General features: G+C 70.0%; 15 protein-coding genes. 9 read left to right on the forward strand and 6 right to left on the reverse strand.

Going from position 1 to position 18,261, the window contains the following annotated elements; translation table 11 throughout:
* The first annotated feature begins 4 nt into the window (after positions 1 to 4).
* Positions 5 to 1,879 (forward strand): phosphotransferase, encoded by a 1,875-nt coding sequence (locus ACT3T5_RS00690; RefSeq protein WP_444593291.1) that lies wholly within the window; start codon positions 5 to 7, stop codon positions 1,877 to 1,879.
* Positions 1,880 to 2,042: 163 nt separating this feature from the next.
* Positions 2,043 to 2,468: a D-aminoacyl-tRNA deacylase gene (gene dtd, locus ACT3T5_RS00695; RefSeq protein ID WP_444576223.1), complete on the forward strand. Its 426-nt coding sequence runs from the start codon at positions 2,043 to 2,045 to the stop codon at positions 2,466 to 2,468.
* A 20-nt stretch (positions 2,469 to 2,488) separates the two neighbouring features.
* Here the strand turns inward: dtd and ACT3T5_RS00700 are convergent, their stop codons facing one another.
* Positions 2,489 to 3,289 carry an HAD hydrolase-like protein gene (locus ACT3T5_RS00700; protein WP_444593292.1) on the reverse strand — a complete coding sequence of 267 codons (801 nt, stop codon included), beginning with the start codon at positions 3,287 to 3,289 and terminating at the stop codon, positions 2,489 to 2,491.
* Between the two features lie 38 nt (positions 3,290 to 3,327).
* Between ACT3T5_RS00700 and ACT3T5_RS00705 the strand changes: the two genes are divergently transcribed.
* From ACT3T5_RS00705 to ACT3T5_RS00715, 3 genes are all read left to right on the forward strand, one after another.
* Entirely contained in the window at positions 3,328 to 4,074 is a 747-nt protein-coding gene (locus tag ACT3T5_RS00705; protein WP_444576225.1) for a phosphoglyceromutase, read from the forward strand.
* Positions 4,075 to 4,206: 132 nt separating this feature from the next.
* Positions 4,207 to 4,974, forward strand: coding sequence for a hypothetical protein (locus tag ACT3T5_RS00710; RefSeq protein WP_444593293.1), 768 nt, complete (start codon positions 4,207 to 4,209; stop codon positions 4,972 to 4,974).
* A 139-nt stretch (positions 4,975 to 5,113) separates the two neighbouring features.
* Positions 5,114 to 5,740, forward strand: a complete 627-nt coding sequence (locus tag ACT3T5_RS00715) for a C39 family peptidase (RefSeq protein WP_444593294.1) — start codon at positions 5,114 to 5,116, stop codon at positions 5,738 to 5,740.
* Between the two features lie 23 nt (positions 5,741 to 5,763).
* Here the strand turns inward: ACT3T5_RS00715 and ACT3T5_RS00720 are convergent, their stop codons facing one another.
* A complete protein-coding gene (locus ACT3T5_RS00720; RefSeq protein WP_444593569.1) occupies positions 5,764 to 7,401 on the reverse strand; it encodes a helicase HerA-like domain-containing protein in 1,638 nt (545 codons plus the stop codon).
* A 108-nt stretch (positions 7,402 to 7,509) separates the two neighbouring features.
* Here ACT3T5_RS00720 and ACT3T5_RS00725 point away from each other — a divergent pair, with 108 nt between their 5' ends.
* On the forward strand, positions 7,510 to 8,526 hold the full coding sequence (locus ACT3T5_RS00725) for an acyltransferase domain-containing protein (protein ID WP_444576230.1): 1,017 nt from the start codon (positions 7,510 to 7,512) through the stop codon (positions 8,524 to 8,526).
* A 55-nt stretch (positions 8,527 to 8,581) separates the two neighbouring features.
* Here the strand turns inward: ACT3T5_RS00725 and ACT3T5_RS00730 are convergent, their stop codons facing one another.
* Complete coding sequence (locus ACT3T5_RS00730; protein ID WP_444576232.1) at positions 8,582 to 9,235, reverse strand: TetR/AcrR family transcriptional regulator; 654 nt, start codon at positions 9,233 to 9,235, stop codon at positions 8,582 to 8,584.
* A 283-nt stretch (positions 9,236 to 9,518) separates the two neighbouring features.
* Between ACT3T5_RS00730 and ACT3T5_RS00735 the strand changes: the two genes are divergently transcribed.
* Positions 9,519 to 11,210 (forward strand): MDR family MFS transporter, encoded by a 1,692-nt coding sequence (locus tag ACT3T5_RS00735; RefSeq protein ID WP_444576553.1) that lies wholly within the window; start codon positions 9,519 to 9,521, stop codon positions 11,208 to 11,210.
* Between the two features lie 263 nt (positions 11,211 to 11,473).
* Positions 11,474 to 12,568: a GNAT family N-acetyltransferase gene (locus ACT3T5_RS00740; protein ID WP_444593295.1), complete on the forward strand. Its 1,095-nt coding sequence runs from the start codon at positions 11,474 to 11,476 to the stop codon at positions 12,566 to 12,568.
* A 248-nt stretch (positions 12,569 to 12,816) separates the two neighbouring features.
* Here ACT3T5_RS00740 and guaA read toward each other — a convergent pair whose 3' ends face one another.
* From guaA to ACT3T5_RS00755, 3 genes are all read right to left on the reverse strand, one after another.
* The gene (guaA, locus tag ACT3T5_RS00745; protein ID WP_444576236.1) at positions 12,817 to 14,406 is read right to left on the reverse strand and encodes a glutamine-hydrolyzing GMP synthase; all 1,590 of its coding nucleotides are present in this window, start codon (positions 14,404 to 14,406) and stop codon (positions 12,817 to 12,819) included.
* 151 nt (positions 14,407 to 14,557) lie between these two features.
* The gene (locus ACT3T5_RS00750) at positions 14,558 to 14,977 is read right to left on the reverse strand and encodes a DUF3817 domain-containing protein (protein ID WP_444576237.1); all 420 of its coding nucleotides are present in this window, start codon (positions 14,975 to 14,977) and stop codon (positions 14,558 to 14,560) included.
* A gap of 3 nt (positions 14,978 to 14,980) precedes the next feature.
* Positions 14,981 to 15,943: an SURF1 family protein gene (locus tag ACT3T5_RS00755; protein ID WP_444593296.1), complete on the reverse strand. Its 963-nt coding sequence runs from the start codon at positions 15,941 to 15,943 to the stop codon at positions 14,981 to 14,983.
* Positions 15,944 to 16,123: 180 nt separating this feature from the next.
* Between ACT3T5_RS00755 and pta the strand changes: the two genes are divergently transcribed.
* Entirely contained in the window at positions 16,124 to 18,244 is a 2,121-nt protein-coding gene (pta, locus tag ACT3T5_RS00760) for a phosphate acetyltransferase (protein WP_444576241.1), read from the forward strand.
* The last annotated feature ends 17 nt before the right edge of the window (positions 18,245 to 18,261 follow it).

Here is an 18,261-nt window from a genome sequence, read left to right on the forward strand (position 1 = left end):
ACCTATGTCACACACGCAGGACGGCTCGGAGCTTCTCACCGGGCCCGGCGCCGGAGGGCTGCTCCGCTCCGCCGTCGGCAACTCCGGCGGCGTGCTGCACAGCTGGCAGCTGGACCATGTCGATCACCGTCCCGGCCGCAGCACGAAGGCGCTCTACCGCACGATGGTCGCCTGGCCGGAGCTCGACGGGCCCCAGGCCCCGGCGCGCGAGGAGCTGTTCGGCGCGAGCGCCCACATCGGCGAGCGCGAGAAGAACCTCTACGTCGCCGAGCAGACGCTCGTGATGACCGATGGCGACATCAATGTGCGCGTGTGGCGCTACCCCCACGATCCCTGGCTGCCGATGCTGCCGCTGGTCTGCTATCCCGATGTCGTGGGCCGCACCCTGCATGACCTGGGAGTCACGCTCGGCCCCGACCCCACGACGCCGATCGCCATCGACGTCGTCTCCTACCGTCCGGGCCGTCGCGCCGTGCTGCGCGCGAGCCAGGACGGCCACGCCGTGTTCCTCAAGGTCATGCAGCCTCATCGCAGCGAGGAGATCGTGGACCGCCACCAGCGCCTGCTGGCCGCGGGCGTCCCCGTGCCCGCCGTGATCGCCCACCACAACGGTCTCGTGGTGCTCGAGGAGCTGCCCGGCAGGCCGCTGGCCCGCGCCGTCATCGACGAGGGCGTCGCCGCGTGCACCGCCGAGGACCTGGTGGCCCTGCTGGACCGGCTGCCGGCGTCGATGTACACCGTGCAGCTGCGACCGCCATGGACCGATTCGGTGGACTTCTACGCCGGGATCGTCAGCTCCTCCGTCCCTGCGCTGGGCCCCCGGCTGGATGCCCTCGTGCGCACCATCCGGGACGGTCTGGCCGCGCTCGAGCAGCGCATGGACATGCGTCCGCACGACGTGGTGCACGGCGACTTCTACGAGGCCCAGGTCTTCGTCTCCGGCGGCAAGGTGGTGGGGGTGCTCGACATCGACACCGTGGGACCGGGCCGACGGGCCGACGACCTCGCCTGCCTGCTCGCCCATCTCAGCGTGCTCGCCGACTACGGCAACGCCGGCCGCATCGATCGCGCCATGCAGGAGCGCGTCGAGGAGGCCATCCGCACCTGGCACAAGACCTTCGCCGATCGGGTCGATCCCACCGAGCTCGCTCTGCGCTCCGCCGGGGTCGTGCTCTCCCTCGCCACCGGTCCCCACCGCCAGCAGGAGGCGTCCTGGGAGGCCGCCACCGAGGCGATCGTGCGGGTGGCCGAGGAATGGGTGGGGCTGGCTCGCACCGCCGAGTCCCGTCGCCTCACCACCCAGCAGCAGGCGAGCCCGGCCGGCACCCCGGTCCGTCCGTCGGCGATGAGCGCTCCGAGCGGCCCGGCGCCCCAGGGGACGACGAGCGCGCAGGGGCCGACGAGCACGCAGGGGCCGACGAGCGCCCGGCATGCCCCGCCCGCAGGATCCTCCGCTCCCGCGCAGCAACCGCTGCAGCAGCCATCCCCTCCGCAGGCACCCCCGCAGCAGCACGCCCCGCCGATGCAGGCTCCGCAACAGCAGGCCCCGCAGCAGCAGGCTCCCCAGCAGCAGACCCCGCAGCAGCACGCTCCTCAGCAGGCACTGCAGCAGGTTGCCGATCAGCGGACGCACCAGCAGCCGCCTGCCCGGCAGCTCTACGACACGCAGCCGCACCCGACGGAGCCCGGCTCGACCCAGGCACCGCGCAGCGCCCAGGCTCCGACACTCGCACCGCAGGATCCGCCCACGACCTGGCCCGAGGACAGCCCACCGCAGTCGCCACCCTCGACACAGCCGGTCCCGATCCCTCGAAGCGGTGACAGCGGGGATGACTCCCCCACCCAGGAACGCCGCATCGACTCGACCCAGCCGCACTGAACCATCCCGCTGATCCATGGCGGTGATGCGTGGCACTGATCCACGGCGGTGATGCGTGGCACTGATCCACGGCGGTGATGCACGGCGCTGGCCCACGGCGCTGGCCCACGGCGCTGGCCCACGGCCCCACGCTGCAACGCCGCAGCTGTGCCACCATCGGGGCATGCGTGCAGTGCTTCAGAGAGTCGACAGCGCCCAAGTCGAGGTGGACGGCGAGGTCGTCGGCGCGATCGAGGGCGAAGGCCTGATGGCCCTGGTCGGGGTGACCCACGAGGACGGCCCGGAGCAGGTCGCCACGATCGCCCGCAAGATCTGCGAGCTGCGCATCCTCGAGGGCGAGCGCTCGGTGATCGACACGGGCGCACAGGTCCTCGTCGTCTCCCAGTTCACGCTCTACGCCGATGTGCGCAAGGGACGCCGCCCGTCCTGGGGCGCCGCCGCCCCGGCCGAGGTGGCCGAGCCCCTCGTGGAGCAGGTCGTCGCAGCGATCCGGGAACGCGGCGTGCAGGTTGCCACCGGCCGCTTCGGCGCCCACATGCGCGTGGGCATGGTGGGCGACGGGCCGGTGACGATCCTCGTCGAGGCCTGAGCGTGCTGCCCGTCAACCCGTCAGGGACGCAGCATCGCCGACAGCGCTTCCACGGTGCCGGCGCGCGGAAGATCGGCGGCACGCTCCACCTCCCCGCCATATCCCCAGTCCACGAGCACGGCCGGCAGAGAATGCTCGGCGGCGCCCTGCGCATCGTGGAGGCGATCACCGATCATGACCGCCGGGGCGACGTCGCCCCCGTCGACCGTCCGAGGAACGACCGACCGACGATCTGGCGACCGGTGATCGACAGGCTGGTGATCGGCAGTCCGGCGATCGGCGGTGACGCCGAGCCGCTCCAGGACGCTCCCGATGACCGCCGCCTTGCCCTCTCGCCCCGCCGCCCGGTCGGTGCCGCCGATGAGCGCGAAGGCGCCGCCCAGCCCCTGACGCGCGAGAAGCCTGTTCGCGCTGGTCTCCGGCTTGTTGGTCGCGACGGCGACCGTGCGGCCGTCTGCCACCAGGGCGCTGATCAGTTCCGGCATTCCGGGGTACGGGGCAGCGGAGAGCAGCCCGTGCTCCTGGTAGTGGGCGCTGTAGGCGATCCGCAACTGCTCCGCGCGCTCCGGGCTCAGCCCCAGCGCGCCGCAGAAGGAGTCCTCCAGCGGGGGCCCGATGAAGGTGCGCAGCACGGCCGGCGGCGGCAGGGGTTCGCCGCATCGGGCGAAGGCGTGACCCAGTGCGTCGAGGATCCCCGGCCCGGAGTCGACGATCGTGCCGTCCAGGTCGAGCAGCACAACAGGGACATCGGCGAAGCGGCCGGCCGCGGGAGCAGTCGGGGACCCGACACTATCGACACCGACGGCGCCGGCGGTGGGCACGATATGCGCCGCTCAGCGGCCCCGCGTACCCTGGCTCCATGACCTACACACTCGTGCTGCTCCGCCATGGCGAGAGCGATTGGAATGCGAAGAACCTGTTCACCGGCTGGGTCGATGTGGCCCTCACCGAGAAGGGTCGGGACGAGGCCGCCAACGGCGGCGCACTGCTGAAGGAGGCCGGCATCCTCCCCGATATCGTGCACACCTCCCTGCAGCGTCGCGCCATCATGACCGCGAACCTCGCGCTCGACACCGCGGACCGTCACTGGATCCCCGTCAAGCGTGACTGGCGCCTGAACGAGCGCCACTACGGCGCCCTGCAGGGCATGAACAAGTCCGAGATCCGTGAGAAGTACGGCGAGGAGAAGTTCATGGCGTGGCGTCGTTCCTACGACACCCCGCCGCCCGAGATCGAGTTCGGCACCGAGTTCAGCCAGGACCAGGACCCGCAGTACGCCGAGCTCGGCGACCAGCTGCCCAAGTCCGAGTGCCTCAAGGACGTCGTCGAGCGCTTCCTGCCGTACTGGGAGGAGGGCATCAAGCCCGACCTCGTCGACGGAAAGACGGTGCTGATCGCCGCCCACGGCAACTCGCTGCGCGCCCTGGTGAAGTACCTCGACGGCATCTCCGACGAGGAGATCTCCGGCCTGAACATCCCCACCGGTCAGCCGCTGGTGTACGAGCTGGACGAGGACTTCCAGCCCGTCGAGAAGGGTGGCCGCTACCTCGACCCCGTGGCCGCGAAGGCCGCCGCCGAGGCTGTCGCCAACCAGGGCAAGAAGTAGTCCTCCCCGTTCTCACGAACCGGTGACCCGACGGGCCCACGATCTGCGCAGATCGTGGGCCCGTCGTCCCCTCCCCACGCTTCGTCTCGTCGCGTCGGCCCTGTGCGACGCCAAGTGCTCAGAGGACGGTCCATGCCAGATGACACCGCGCCCGGCATCGAGCCGCCGCTTCGCCACGCCGACCGCTTCACATCCCTCTGGCGTCCCGAGGAGTATGCGGGGCAGACATGGCTCGACGTCCAGGCCACCCAGCTCGAGGACTCGGAGGCGCGCACGGCGACCCAGAAGCGTCGGGTGCTGGAAGGCTGGATCGACCTGCTGTCCTCGGGCGACACTGCGATCACCCACCTGAGCCTGGGATCCCGCACGCCCCAAGCGCTCCTGGAAGCGGTCGCAGGAGTCACGCACCTCCGGTACCTCCGAGTGAAATGGGGACCTTATGAGGACCTCTCCCCCCTCAGCGGGCTGTCCCAGCTCGAGGCAGTCAAGTTCGGGAACGCTGGCCGGGTCAGAACCCTCGAACCCCTGATCGCCCTTCCCCGACTCACGGAAGCACAGATCAACGGCGCCTTCCGCCTCGAGGACATCACGGAGCTGGGACGTCTGACCGGACTTCGCCACCTTCAGCTGGGAGTCGGGATTGGAACCGACAGGTCCCTGCACCTGCCGGATCTGGAATGGGTCCGTCCCCTGACGAAGCTCACTTGGCTGCGACTGCCGGGGACGATCATCGAGAGCGGCGACCTGTCGCCCGCCGCCTCGCTCCCGGAGCTCGCAGTGCTCAGCGCTCCGCTCCGCCGGCGGTGGCGAGATCAGGTGTTCTCCCTTGCCGCGACGAATCCGGCCTTCGCGGAGCTCGCCGCGGCCTACCTGTCCTACGACGAGTACCGACGCCAGTAGCTGCCGCGGGTCACTCCGAGCACCGGCGAAAAGGTCCTCTTCCCTTCTGCGCCGACGTCCCATAGCGTCGTGGTGCCGGTCACATCCGGCAGATCCGCAGCACGATGCATCGTGACGACGCACAGGGAAAGGGCTACCGATGACCATCTCCGCACCTGACCGCCGAACCTTCTTCCGAGCCCTCGGGCTCACCGCAGCCGCCGGGCTCGGCACCGCCGCGCTCGCCCCCGCCGCCACAGCCGCGGGCGAGAAGGTGCTGCCGACGACCTACCGGGAGCAGCCGAACTTCTTCTACTGCGGGCCCACCGCTGTCTCCATCGCCCTGAGCGCGAAGGTGACGCCGCCGAGCCTGGACACGCTCGCCGCGGAGCTCGGCACCACCGACAACGGCACGAACTTCGGCGCCGTCTCCCCCGTGCTCACGAACCGCCTGGCCGGGGCCACCTATCGCGATCAGTGGATGGATTCCTCCACGGCGAGCACCGCCGACGCGGACCTCCTGTGGGACCGCGCCACCACCAACGTCGACGACGGCTTCGCGACGGTGTGCAACTGGTGGGTGGTCGCCGGGGAGTACCCGAACTGGGGCGGGAACACCTCGGACATCTTCCACTTCGTGACGATCGACGGGTACGACGCCGACGCCCGCACCCTGCGCGTGGCGGACCCGGCCGGATCGACCCTCACCGCGTCCCTCCCCTCCCATCACTGGCTCTCGCCGAAGCAGGTCGCGACGTACTGCGCGGGACGCGGCTACTTCTGGTGAGCGTCAGCGGCGGCAGGTGAACCTCAGCGGCGGCGCTTCGTGCCGAACAGGCTGCGCGTGACCTCGCGACCCAGCACCGTGCCGGCGGAGCGCAGGAACGATTTCACAGCGGGGTTGCCGAACAGGCCTCCCTCGTCCTTCTTCGAGGTGCGGGAGGATTCCTTCGTGGAGCCTGCCTGCTTCGTCGCGGAGCCCGCAGATGTCGTCGCGGCCGGCGAGCCGGAGGCACCGTCCTCCTCCGCAGCGGCATCCTTCTCGGCTCGGGCGGTGAGGATCTCGTAGGCGGACTCGCGATCCACCAGGGTCCCGTACTCCTCGGCGAGCGGGGAGGCCGCCACCGCGGCGGAGATGGCCTCTGACCCGGCCGGTTCCATCGAGGATTCCGGCGCGCGCACGGCCGTGATCGCGACGGGTGTAGGGGTGCCGTCCTCGCTCATCACGGTCACGATGGCCTCGCCGGTGCCGAGCGCGGGGATCACCTGGACCAGGTCGTGCTCGGAGGTCGGGAAGGTGCTGGCGGTGGCCTTGAGTGCCTTCGCATCGTCGGGCGTGAAGGCGCGCAGCGCGTGCTGGACCCGGTTGCCGAGCTGGGCGAGCACGTCGCCGGGGACGTCCTTCGGGGTCTGGGTGATGAAGAAGATGCCCACGCCCTTGGAGCGGATCAGCCGCACGGTCTGGACGACCTGGTCGAGGAAGGCCTTGGACGCGTCCTTGAACAGCAGGTGCGCCTCGTCGAAGAAGAACACCAGCTTGGGCACCTCGGCGTCGCCCACCTCGGGCAGGTCCTGGTACAGCTCGGCGAGCATCCACATCATGAAGGTGGAGAACAGCGCGGGCCGCGAGGCGACGCCCGGCAGCTCGAGGCAGGAGATGATCCCGGTGCCGTCCTCGGCCTTGCGCAGCAGCTTCTCGGTGTCGAAGGCGGGCTCGCCGAAGAAGACGTCCGCTCCGGAGGCCTCGAAGGAGGTCAGGCTGCGCAGGATCACGCCGGCGGTCGAGGTGGAGATGCCGCCGATGCCCTTGAGCTCGCCCTTGCCCTCGTCCGAGGTGAGGAACTGGATCAGGGCGCGGAGGTCCTTGAGGTCCAGCAGACCCAGGCCCTGGGTGTCGGCGTAGTGGAAGATCAGGCCCAGCGAGCTCTCCTGGGTCTCGTTGAGCTCGAGCACCTTGGCCATCAGCACCGGCCCGAAGGTGCTCACCGTGGTGCGGATCGGCACGCCCTCGGCCTGACCGCCGAGGCTGAAGAACTCGGTGGGGGCGGCGCGGGAGACCCACTCCTGGCCCCGCGCCGCGGCACGTGCGGAGAGCTTGTCCGACGCCTCGCCCGGCACGGCGATGCCGGAGAGGTCGCCCTTCATGTCGGCGACGAAGACGGAGGCGCCGGCGTGCGCGGCCTGCTCGGCGATCACCTGCAGGGTGCGGGTCTTGCCGGTGCCGGTGGCGCCGGCGATCAGACCATGGCGGTTCAGCATCCCCACCGCCAGGTTCACGGCCACGTCGGGGTTCGGCTCCTCGCCCTCGATCATCGCGCCGAGATGGATCCGACCGCCCTCGAAGGCGTAGGCCTCGCGCACCGCGGTCGCCTCCGCGCTGAGCTGGGAGGCTGTCTGCTGGGCGGACTGCTCGCCGGCCTGCGTCTGCTCGTCGTCCTGGGTGGTCATCATGGCGCTCCTCCCCCGCCGGTTCGGTCCGACGGGTACGTGGTCTCGACCCTGAGATCGTAGCGGTCCAGATCACAGTCGGAGGCCGCTGGGCGATACTCTGGGCGCATGACAGAACGCCTCGACGCGCGCCCCCAGATCATCGGTGACCCGCCGACCTCCGTCCGAGCATCCGACGAGCTCTCCCCCGAGGCGGTCGCGACGATACTCACCGCCCCGTCGGCCCCTGACCTGCTGGAGCGGCTGGGGATCACCGGGCAGGACCACGAGGACCTCGCGGCGCTGATCCCGCAGGCGACAGCCGACGCGGAGGTCCTCACCGCGATCACCACCGCTGCGAACCTGTTGCGCGGAGCGGCCGGGCTGGAGGTCCCGACCGTCGACCTCGAGGGCCTCAAGGCCGCGCACACGGCCTTGCAGGAGCGTCTGGTCCCCGGCGAGGGCCTGATCCCGATCCTCGCCCTGGCCGTGAGCACGAGCACCGTGCGCACCTGGCACGAGGCCCGGGAGCTCACCACGGAGCAGTCCTGGGAGGTGCTCGCGGACCTCGGCCAGCAGATGCGCGTGCACCGTCTCAGCACCGGCCGTCTCGGTCTGCATCAGGTGGGCTGGATGGCGCTGAACTGGTGCGGACGTCTCGTGCACCTCGGCCGTCTGCAGTTCGACCTGCATCGTGCCGAGCAGGGCGGCGAGCGCGAACGCTGGGTGGTCGGCACCCACATCCCCGCCCGAGGGCCGCTCGACCCGGCCGCGGTCGAGGACTCCTTCGACCGGGCGACCGCATTCTTCACCGAGAACTTCGGGGATCTTGCGGGCACCGCGGACCGCGACCGGCCGCAGGATGCTCCCGCCTTCGGCCACGAGTTCCTCTGCGACTCATGGCTCATGAACCGCGTGCTCGTCGAGGAGCTCGGCACGGGCTCCAACATCGGCGCCTTCGTGGACCGCTGGGAGATCCTGTCGACCTCGCCGGGCGCCGACGGGGCCGCGTTCTTCGTCTTCCACGCGCTGCCCCCGTACGACGCCGCCATGCTCCCGCGCACCACTCGGCTCGAGCGGGTCGTCGGCGAGCGCCTGGCCGACGGCCGGGGCTGGGACAGCGGACTCGGCCGACTGGTGCGCTGACCCGCACCGATCCCGGGGCGCGGTCAGCAGTCCTGGAGCACGCTCGCCCTGGAGGTCAGGCGTCCTGGAGGCCCGCGTCGTAGAGCTCGATCACGCGGTCGTAGGCGGTGGGCAGATCCATGCCCGTGGACATGGAGAAGCCGAATGCGCTGCGCGTGAGGGCGAAGGCCACCTGCACGACGATGACCGCGCGCATGCGGGCGTCCTCACCGTCCATGGCCTCGCCGAGCACGTCGACCAGCTCGGACTGCACCTCGATGAGGTTGCCCGAGGAGATCGTGTGCAGCCGCGGCTCCTTGGCCATCACCTGCTTCTTCAGGTCGCGCAAGGCAGGGTCCGACGGGATGCCCGCGAGCACGTCCCGCAGCACATGTCGCAGGGCGTCGCGCGGCCCGCTCACCTCGAGCTGGACCCTGAGCTTCTCGGCGATCTCCCGTGACTCCCCCGGGACCACGCCGAGGACCGCTGCGTCCTTGGTGACCCAGTGGTTGAAGAACGTCCGGGTGGAGACACCGGCCTTCCGCGCGATCATCTCGACCGTCACCGGGGTGAAGCCGTGCTCGGCGACGAGCTCGACCGCGGACCGGTGCATCGCGAGGCGGGTCTGTCGCTTCTTCATCTCCCGCAGACCGGGCCTGTCCTCTCCGGCGTCGTCGAGATAATCCGCGAGCGGGTCGGCGGGGACGAAAGGGGTCGATGCGTCGTTCACACCCCCCATCGTAGGTCCGACACATCACAGAATCTGCACCCGATGAAATAGTGCAGTCAATGCAACACGTCGCTAGGATGGCACGGTCGAGGCTCAAGGATGCGCTGCGACCGTCGGACGAGTTCTTCCCGCCCGAGAACCTCCGCCCATCCTTCCTTCTGATCCTCCGAGGAGCTCAGTGAATACAGCATCGACCCCTGCGACGGCGCCCGTCGCCCCAGCACCCGGCCCCCAGGCATTCACCGGCCTCGACCGACAGGGCAAGCTCGTCTTCGTCGGCCTCATGCTCGGCATGTTCGTCGCCTCCATGTCCCAGACCATCGTCGGACCCGCGATGCCCCGCATCGTGGCCGAGCTCGGCGGCGTCGAGCACTACAGCTGGATCGCCACCGCGGCGATGCTGGTCTCCGCCGTCGCGGTGCCGATCGTCGGCAAGCTCTCGGATCTGTACGGACGCCGCTGGTTCTATCTCGGCGGCCTCGCCGTGTTCATGATCGGCTCGATCCTCGCGGGCATGGCCACCGACTTCTGGTTCCTGGTGTTCGCCCGCGCCGTGCAGGGCCTGGGCATGGGCACCCTGATGCCGCTGAGCCAGACGATCATCGGCGACATCATCCCGCCCCGTCAGCGCGGCAAGTACCAGGGCATCATGGGCGCCGTGTTCGGCGTGACCTCCGTGGTGGGTCCGCTCATCGGCGGAACCGTCACCGACAACTTCGGCTGGCGCTGGCTGTTCTACATGATGCTCCCCGTGGGCGTGGTCGCCTTCGCCTTCATCCTGAAGTTCCTGCACCTCAGCACGGAGACCCAGCACGGCAAGGTCGACTTCCTGGGGATGCTCACCCTGACGCCCGGCATGGTCATCGCCCTGCTCGCCACCACCTGGGGCGGCGGCGACTACGCCTGGGACTCCCCGGTCATCATCGGCATGTACGCGGTCGCCGCGGTCTTCCTCATCGCGTTCGTGATCATCGAGACCCGGGTCGCCGAGCCGCTGCTGCCGATGCACCTGCTGCTGCGCCCGATCGTGGCGCTCTCGGTGGCGGCGTCCTTCGCCATCGCGGTGGCGATGTTCGGCGCGATCATCTACATCCCCGTCTACGCCCAGGGCGTCATGGGGGTCTCCGCCACCAACTCCGGCGCGATCCTCATCCCGCTGTCGGTGGCCATGATCGTCACCTCGATCCTGGTGGGCCTGCTCATCTCCAAGACCGGCCGCTACAAGGAGTTCCTGGTCCTCGGCGGCGTCGTCCTGGCGGCCGGCTACTGGCTGCTCTCCCGCATGCAGTACGGCGATTCCCAGCTGAAGCTCACGGCGGCGATGATCGTCATCGGCCTGGGCCTGGGCCTGTCGATGCAGGTCTACACGCTGGTCGTGCAGAACGTCGTCGCCCAGCGCGAGCTGGGTGTCGCGACCGCGGCGATCCAGTTCTTCCGCAACATCGGCTCCACGATCGGCACCGCCGTGCTGGGCACCGTGATGACCGCACAGATGGCCACGTCCATCCAGGCGCAGCTCGAGAAGATCCCCGCCGAGCAGATGGCCGCGCTCCAGCAGTCCGGAGGGAACATCGACAGCTCGGGCCTCGAGTCCGCGGTGCTCGACCCCTCGGCCCTCGCGAAGCTCCCCGAATTCCTCGTGGACCCGATCCGGATGGGCATGGGCGACGCCATGCACATGGTGTTCCTGACCGCGCTGCCCTTCGTGCTCATCGCCCTGGTGCTGTCGCTGTTCATCAAGCAGGTGCCCCTGCGGGACACCCTGCACACGGCCGAGGAGACCGCGGCGCAGCCCGCCACGGACGCCGCAGCGAACTTCGCCGGCACCGGCACCGAGCCGCAGGAGTCTCACCCCCATACCGGTGAGCTCGTGGCCCTCACGGCCACGGACGGCACTCCGGACACTGGCGCCGGCACGGGCACGGATGGCGACACGGACATCGACGACCAGCTGGTGCGGTCCTCGGACCGCTGACGTCTCCCGACGGATCACTGCGTCGGCCCCTCGAAAAGCCCGTACCGGATCGCCGGTGCGGGCTTCTCGGCATCGGCCCGACGTGACCTTGCTCCGCTCCCGCTCTCCTAGCGCTCTGGTCACGCTCCCATCCCGCTCTGCTCCTGCTCCCATCCCGTTCTCGTCCCGCGCGGGAGGTCCAGAACCTCTCGATCGTGTATCCCTTCTCCCGCTCCCGCCCTCTTCTCCTGACCTGATGGGGCCTCGCGTGACACCATGAACCGGTGCTCTTCGTCGATCATTTCCCGCCCGTCCTCCCGCCGTCCCTCCAGGGACGGCTGACCACGCGACTGCCGCTCGAGACGGATGTCGAGCCCGTCGCCGCGCTCGTGACGGCGGGTATCCGTCGGCACACGCCGGACGGCGCGGCCGACGTCGAGGGGCTGCGCTCACGCATGGTGGGCCTGAAGTCGTGGTCCCGCCGCCAGCTGGTGGTGGTCGCGACGGCCGACGACGGCTCTCCCAGCCTGGATCCCGCCCCCGTCGCCTGGATCGCCCTCGAAGACCGCGCCTCCGGACGCACCAACGTGCAGTTCGTGATCGACGTCGAGGTCCCGGAGCGCGACGCCCTCGCCGCTGCGCTGCTCGACTGGGCCGTCGAGGTCGGCGGCTCCTTCGCCCGCCACCGTGGGCTGGAGACGACCCAGCTCTCCTGCGACGCCAACGAGCTGGATACCGACCGCAGCCGACTGCTCGCCGCCGCCGGCTACGACATGGTGCGCACCTGGCTCCACATGCGTCGGCCCGTCACCGCCGAGGAGGCGAGCTCCACCCCGGCACCACGGGAGGGCACCCGCGTGCGCCCCGTGCACCGCCACAGCTCCGGGCTGCCCGTCGCCCAGGACGTGCGCACCGTGCACCGGATGCTCGAGGAGTCCTTCGCCGACCACTTCAACTCCTACCGGGAGTCCTTCGCCGAGTTCGTCCAGCGCCTCATCGAGAGCCCCGACGAAGCCGCCTGGGATCACTGGTGGATCGCCGAGACCGAGCACGAGGGGCAGTGGCTCCCCGCCGGCGGACTCGTCGCGGCGAAGATGCCCGCGACTGCCACCCTCGGCGAGGGCACCTACCTGGAGTACCTCGGGGTGCACCGCAGCGCTCGCGGCCACGGCATCGCGAAGTCCCTGCTGCGCGCCGCGACCCGCGACGCCGCCGAGCGCGGCCGCACCCACGTGGACCTCGAGGTCGACAACGACTCCCCCACCGGGGCCGACGGCCTGTACGAGTCGATGGGCTGGGAGACCTACGAGCGCACGCAGTCCTGGCACTCCTCCGCCGCCGCGCATCCCTCGCGCCTCCTCGAGCCGCCGACGGCCTGACGCCGGGCGGGCTTCTCGCACGAGCCGTCGCCGCTGGCGATGGCGATGGCGATGGCGATGGCGATGGCGATGGCGATGGCGATGGCGATGGCGATGGCGCGAGCATTGCGGTTGCCGAGCGTGGCAAAGGTGGGGGAATCCGAGTCGGATTCCCCCACCTTTGCCACACTCGCACTCACGCTCGGGCTCACGCGCCCTGCAGTCCCAGCGGCCCTGGGCGGGGCTGCCTGGAAGGCGTCAGCAGGAGGTCACTCCCACTCGATCGTTCCCGGCGGCTTGCTCGTGATGTCGAGCGTGACGCGGTTGATCTCGCTGACCTCGTTGGTGATGCGGGTCGAGATGCGGCTGAGCACGTCGTAGGGCACCTTGGCCCAGTCGGCGGTCATCGCATCGTCGCTGGTGACGGGGCGCAGCACGACGGGGTGGCCGTAGGTGCGGCCGTCACCCTGCACGCCCACGGAGCGCACCTCCGCCAGCAGCACCACGGGGCACTGCCAGATGGTGCGGTCCAGGCCGGCGGCCGTGAGCTCGGCGCGCGCGATCGCGTCCGCCGTGCGCAGGATGTCCAGGCGCTCCTTGGTGACCTCGCCGATGATCCGGATGCCCAGGCCGGGGCCCGGGAACGGCTGGCGCCAGACGATCTCGTCAGGCAGGCCCAGCTCGGAGCCGACGGCACGCACCTCGTCCTTGAACAGCGCGCGCAGCGGCTCGACCAGCTCGAAGGAGAGATCCTCGGGCAGCCCGCCCACGTTGTGGTGGCTCTTGATGTTCGCCGCACCGTCGCCGCCGCCGGACTCCACGACGTCCGGGTACAGGGTGCCCTGGACCAGGAACGCGGTGGCCTCGGCATGATCGCCCTCGACAACGCCCTGCTCACGCAGGATGTCCGCCTGGGCCTGCTCGAAGGAGCGGATGAACTCGCGCCCGATGATCTTGCGCTTGGTCTCGGGGTCGGTGACCCCGGCGAGCGCGGTGAGGAACTGCTCCTCGGCGTCGACCATGATGAGCTTCGCCCCGCCGGTGGAGTCGCCGAAGGCCTTCTCGATCTGCTCGGACTCGTCCTGACGCATGAGGCCGTGGTTCACGTACACGCAGGTGAGGCGATCACCGATGGCGCGCTGCACGAGGGCTGCGGCCACGGCGGAGTCGACGCCGCCGGAGAGGCCGCAGATCGCGGCGCCGTCACCGACCTGGGAGCGGATCCGCTCGAGCTGCTCCTCGATGACGTTGCCGGTGGTCCAGGACGGCTCGATGCCCGCGCCGCGGTGCAGGAAGTTCTCGAGGACCTCCTGGCCGCGGTCGGAGTGGCCGACCTCGGGGTGCCACTGCACGCCGTAGAGCTGCTTCTCGACGTTCTCGAAGGCGGCGACCGGGCTGCCGGAGGAGGTCGCGATGACCTCGAAGCCCGCGGGGGCCGCGGTCACGGAGTCACCGTGGCTCATCCACACGTTCTGGTCGACGTCCTGTGCACCGAGCAGCTGCGAGGAGCCGTCGAGCGCCTCGAGCCGGGTGGCGCCGTACTCGCGCACTCCGGTCGGGGCAACGGTGCCGTCGAGGGCCGCGGCCATCGACTGGAAGCCGTAGCAGAGGCCGAGGACCGGGACGCCGGCCTCGAGCAGTGCCGGATCCAGCCGCGGGGCCCCCTCTGCATAGACGGAGCTGGGCCCGCCGGAGAGGATGATCGCACGCGGCTGCTTGGCCAGGATCTCCTGCGCCGGCATCGAATGCGGGACGACCTCGGAGTAGACCCGGGCCTCGCGCACACGGCGGGCGATGAGCTGTGCGTACTGGGCGCCGAAGTCGACGACAAGGACGGGACGCTGGTCGGTGTCATTCACCTGGCCGAGTCTACGGGCGCGCACAGCCCGGATGCATCATCGCCCGGCTCTCGGCGAGGAAATTCTCGTCACGCCCGACGGTACGACAGAGCACGTCGGCGGGGCTCAGCAGGAAAGGTCGGCGCCTCCGACGGGCCGGCCCTGCGCGCACTCAGGCGTCTCGGCTCCTGGCAGCGGCCTCGCCGTCCTGCACGGTGGGTCGGTGCTTCAGGTCGGACTCCACGGCCTGGTGCGTCCAGCGCTCCCCGAAGAAGGACAGCACGGGGATCACGCCGAAGAACATGAGCAGAGCCATGCGGGGCAGACGCCAGCGCATCTTCACCCACAGGTCGAAGCCGAGGACCACGTAGATCATGTAGATCAGGCCGTGGATCGGGGACCAGGACTTGGAGATCGAGGCCCAGGTATCGGACGTGCTGGTGAACGGGGCGTCGCCGCCGAACACGACGTACCGCATGATCATGATCGACACGAGCACGAGCAGGGCGATGCCCTCCACGATCGAGGCGACACGGAAGCGGGCGAAGGAGGTCCTCACGGCGACCTCATCCAGGGGGCGGGTAGTGGGCACGGGTCACACGTCCTTGTCGGAAGCAGGGGCGGCCTGCGAGGAGGCCGCGGTGGACGAGCTCATGCTGGACGAGCTCGAGGCGGAAGAGCTCGAAGCGGACGAGCTCGTGGTGGACGACGCCGGACTGGGCGGGGCAGTGGCTGCAGCCGTGGCCGTATCCGTGTCCGTGTCGGAGTCGGCGGTCGTATCCGAACTCTCCAGGGAATTCTGCATGGCCGCACGCTGATCCTCGAGCTCATCGAGGTACACGCTGCGCACGCTGCGCCACCACAGGTAGAGGAAGAACGCACCGAACAGGACCCACTGCATCGAATACCCGATGTTCTGCCAGTTCAGTCCCTTGGAGAAGGCGGACTGCGCCTCCGGCATCGGGTTCAGGCCGTCGATCGGGTCCACATCGGCGAGATAGCCGGAGTACATCGGCGAACCCCAGACGTTGACCAGCAGGGGCGTGGCGATCTCCCCGGCGACGCCGTCCTCGATGCCGCCCGCTGCCGACTCGCTGGCCTCCAGGCGCCCGGAGATCTCGACCTCGCCGTCCGGCACGGGCGGGGCGAGCGCGGGGTCCAGCTCGCCGTCGGGTCCGGTGACGGTGTCGGCCTCGACCCAGCCGCGCGCCACCGGCAGCAGGGCGTCGGTGCCGTCCTCGAGCGGGACGTGCAGCGCGGCGACGATGATCACGGCGTCCTGGCCGTCGATCGACCGGCCGGGCACGATGATCTGCTGATCGGCGTCGAACCGTCCGGTCGCGGTGACGATGTCGCCGACGATCTCGTTCGTGATGGCTCCACCGATATCGACCACGTCGCGGATGTCGCCCAGCTCCTGGGCGCCTGCGGCCTGCGAGGACATCGCCCGGTGCGCGCGGTCCCACTGCCAGGTGGCGAGCAGACCGCACACGAGGGTCGCCACCACCATCAGGGCGAGCAGCCCCAGGAAATAGGGGCGGAGGGCGACGCGGAGCATGCGGGCCATCGTACGAGCCGCACCTGGGATCCGGCCCGGAACCCCGGGCCGCCAGAACGAGATCTGTGCGACGTCGTCCAGGTGCGCCGTGCCTGCCGGCGCCTCTCGACCGGCTCCTCCCGGCCGACGCCGCGCGGTGCGCGGGCCGGAGGTCCTCACCCTGCACGTTCTCGCGCGCCTATGCTGAGGGACGTGACCCAGAGTGTGTATATCGCCAGTCCGGAGGGAATGACCGGGAAGTCGATGGTGGCTTTCGGTCTGCTCGAAGCCCTCGCCTCCCGTTCCGATCGCGTCGGGGTGTACCGCCCCATCGTCAAGGCCGACCGCGCGCGCGATTACGCCGTCGACCTCCTGACCAGCCATCCAGCAGTGGATCAGGACTACGACGATGCAATCGGCGTGGACCACCAGCTGGTGCTGTCGGACCCCGACACCGCCCACGAGCGCATCCTCAGCCGCTATCGCGAGCTGACCGAGCGCTTCTCGATGCTCGTGGTCCTCGGCAGCGATTACGACGATCTCGCCAACCCCACCGAGCTGGGCTTCAACGCCGAGGTGGCCGCCAACATGGGCGCCCCCGTCGTCATCGTGCTGTCCGGCCTGGACCGCAGCCCGGATCAGATCGCCGCCCTCGCCGCCGTCTCCCTCAGCGAGTTCGCCGGCCACCACGCCTCCCCCATCGCCGTGATCGTCAACCGGGCCGAGGCCGAGTCCCTCGAGGCGATCCGCACCGCCGTCTCCGCGAAGGCCGACGCCGCTCTCGCCCCCGGCGCCCTCGTGTCGGTGATCCCCGAGAACCCGGTGATCATGGCGCCGACGGTGCAGGAGGTGAAGGATGCCGTGGACGGCTCCCTCCTCCAGGGCAACCCGGAATGGATGGACCGCGTGGCCATCGGCACCGTCATCGCGGCGATGAGCCTGCCCAATGTGCTGAGCCGGCTCACCGAGAACTGCACCGTGATCGCCCCCGGAGATCGCTATGACCTGCTGCCCGGCCTGATCATGGCGCAGCAGTCCGGCACCTTCCCGGCGCTGTCCTCGATCGTGCTGACCGGCGGTTACGACGTGCCCGAGGAGGTGGGACGCCTGATCTCGGGCGTCCAGCAGGATCTGCCCGTGATCGCCACCGACCTGTCCACCTTCGACACGGCGGTGAGGGTCGCCCGGACGCGGGGCCGCCTGAGCGTCGGCAGCCCGCAGAAGATGGATGCCGCGCGTCGCGCCGTCGCCGAGCACCTTCCCACCGCCGACGTGCTGGCCGCGCTCGAGGTGAGCCGCAGCGAGGTGGTGACGCCGATGATGTTCGAGTTCGAGCTGCTGGCCCGGGCCCGCGGGGAGAAGAAGACCATCGTGCTGCCCGAGGGCGAGGAGGCGCGCATCATCGCCGCCGCCGAGGCGATCCTGGCGCGAGGCGTCGCCGACCTGATCCTCCTCGGCGACGAGAACCAGATCCGGGCCAGGGCGTCCCAGCTGGGCCACGACATCTCCGAGGCCACGATCGTGTCCCCGCAGTCCGAGGAGCACGTCGAGCGGTACGCCGCGGAGTACGCCCGGTTGCGGGCCAAGAAGGGCGTCACCCTGGAGCAGGCTCGCGAGAAGATCCAGGACGTCTCCTACTTCGGCACCATGATGGTGCAGCTCGGCGAGGCCGACGGCATGGTCTCCGGCGCCGCGCACTCCACCGCCCACACCATCCGGCCGTCCTTCGAGATCATCAAGACCAAGCCCGGTGCGCAGATCGTCTCCTCGGTGTTCCTGATGGCCCTCGAGGATCGAGTGCTGGTCTACGGGGACTGCGCCGTGAACCCCGATCCCACGGCCGCACAGCTCGCCGACATCGCCGCGCAATCCGCGGCGACTGCCGAACAGTTCGGGGTGGCGCCGCGTATCGCGATGCTCTCCTACTCGACCGGCACCTCGGGCACCGGGGCCGACGTGGACAAGGTGCGCGAGGCCACCGAGCTGGTCCGCACGGCGAACCCGCAGCTCGATGTCGAGGGACCGATCCAGTACGACGCCGCGGTGGACGCCTCGGTCGCCAAGACCAAGCTCCCGGACTCCTCCGTCGCCGGCCGCGCCACGGTGTTCGTGTTCCCCGACCTCAACACCGGCAACAACACCTACAAGGCGGTGCAGCGCTCCGCCGGGGCGATCGCCATCGGCCCCGTCCTGCAGGGCTTGAACAAGCCGGTCAACGACCTCTCCCGGGGAGCCCTGGTGGACGACATCATCAACACCGTCGTCATCACCGCCATCCAGGCCCAGGCGGACCCGTCGCCGAACGCCTCCCCCACCCGCTGACCACCGACCTCACCGCT

The sequence above is a fragment of the Brachybacterium sp. AOP3-A1-3 genome (assembly GCF_052378285.1).
GTDB lineage: Bacteria > Actinomycetota > Actinomycetes > Actinomycetales > Dermabacteraceae > Brachybacterium.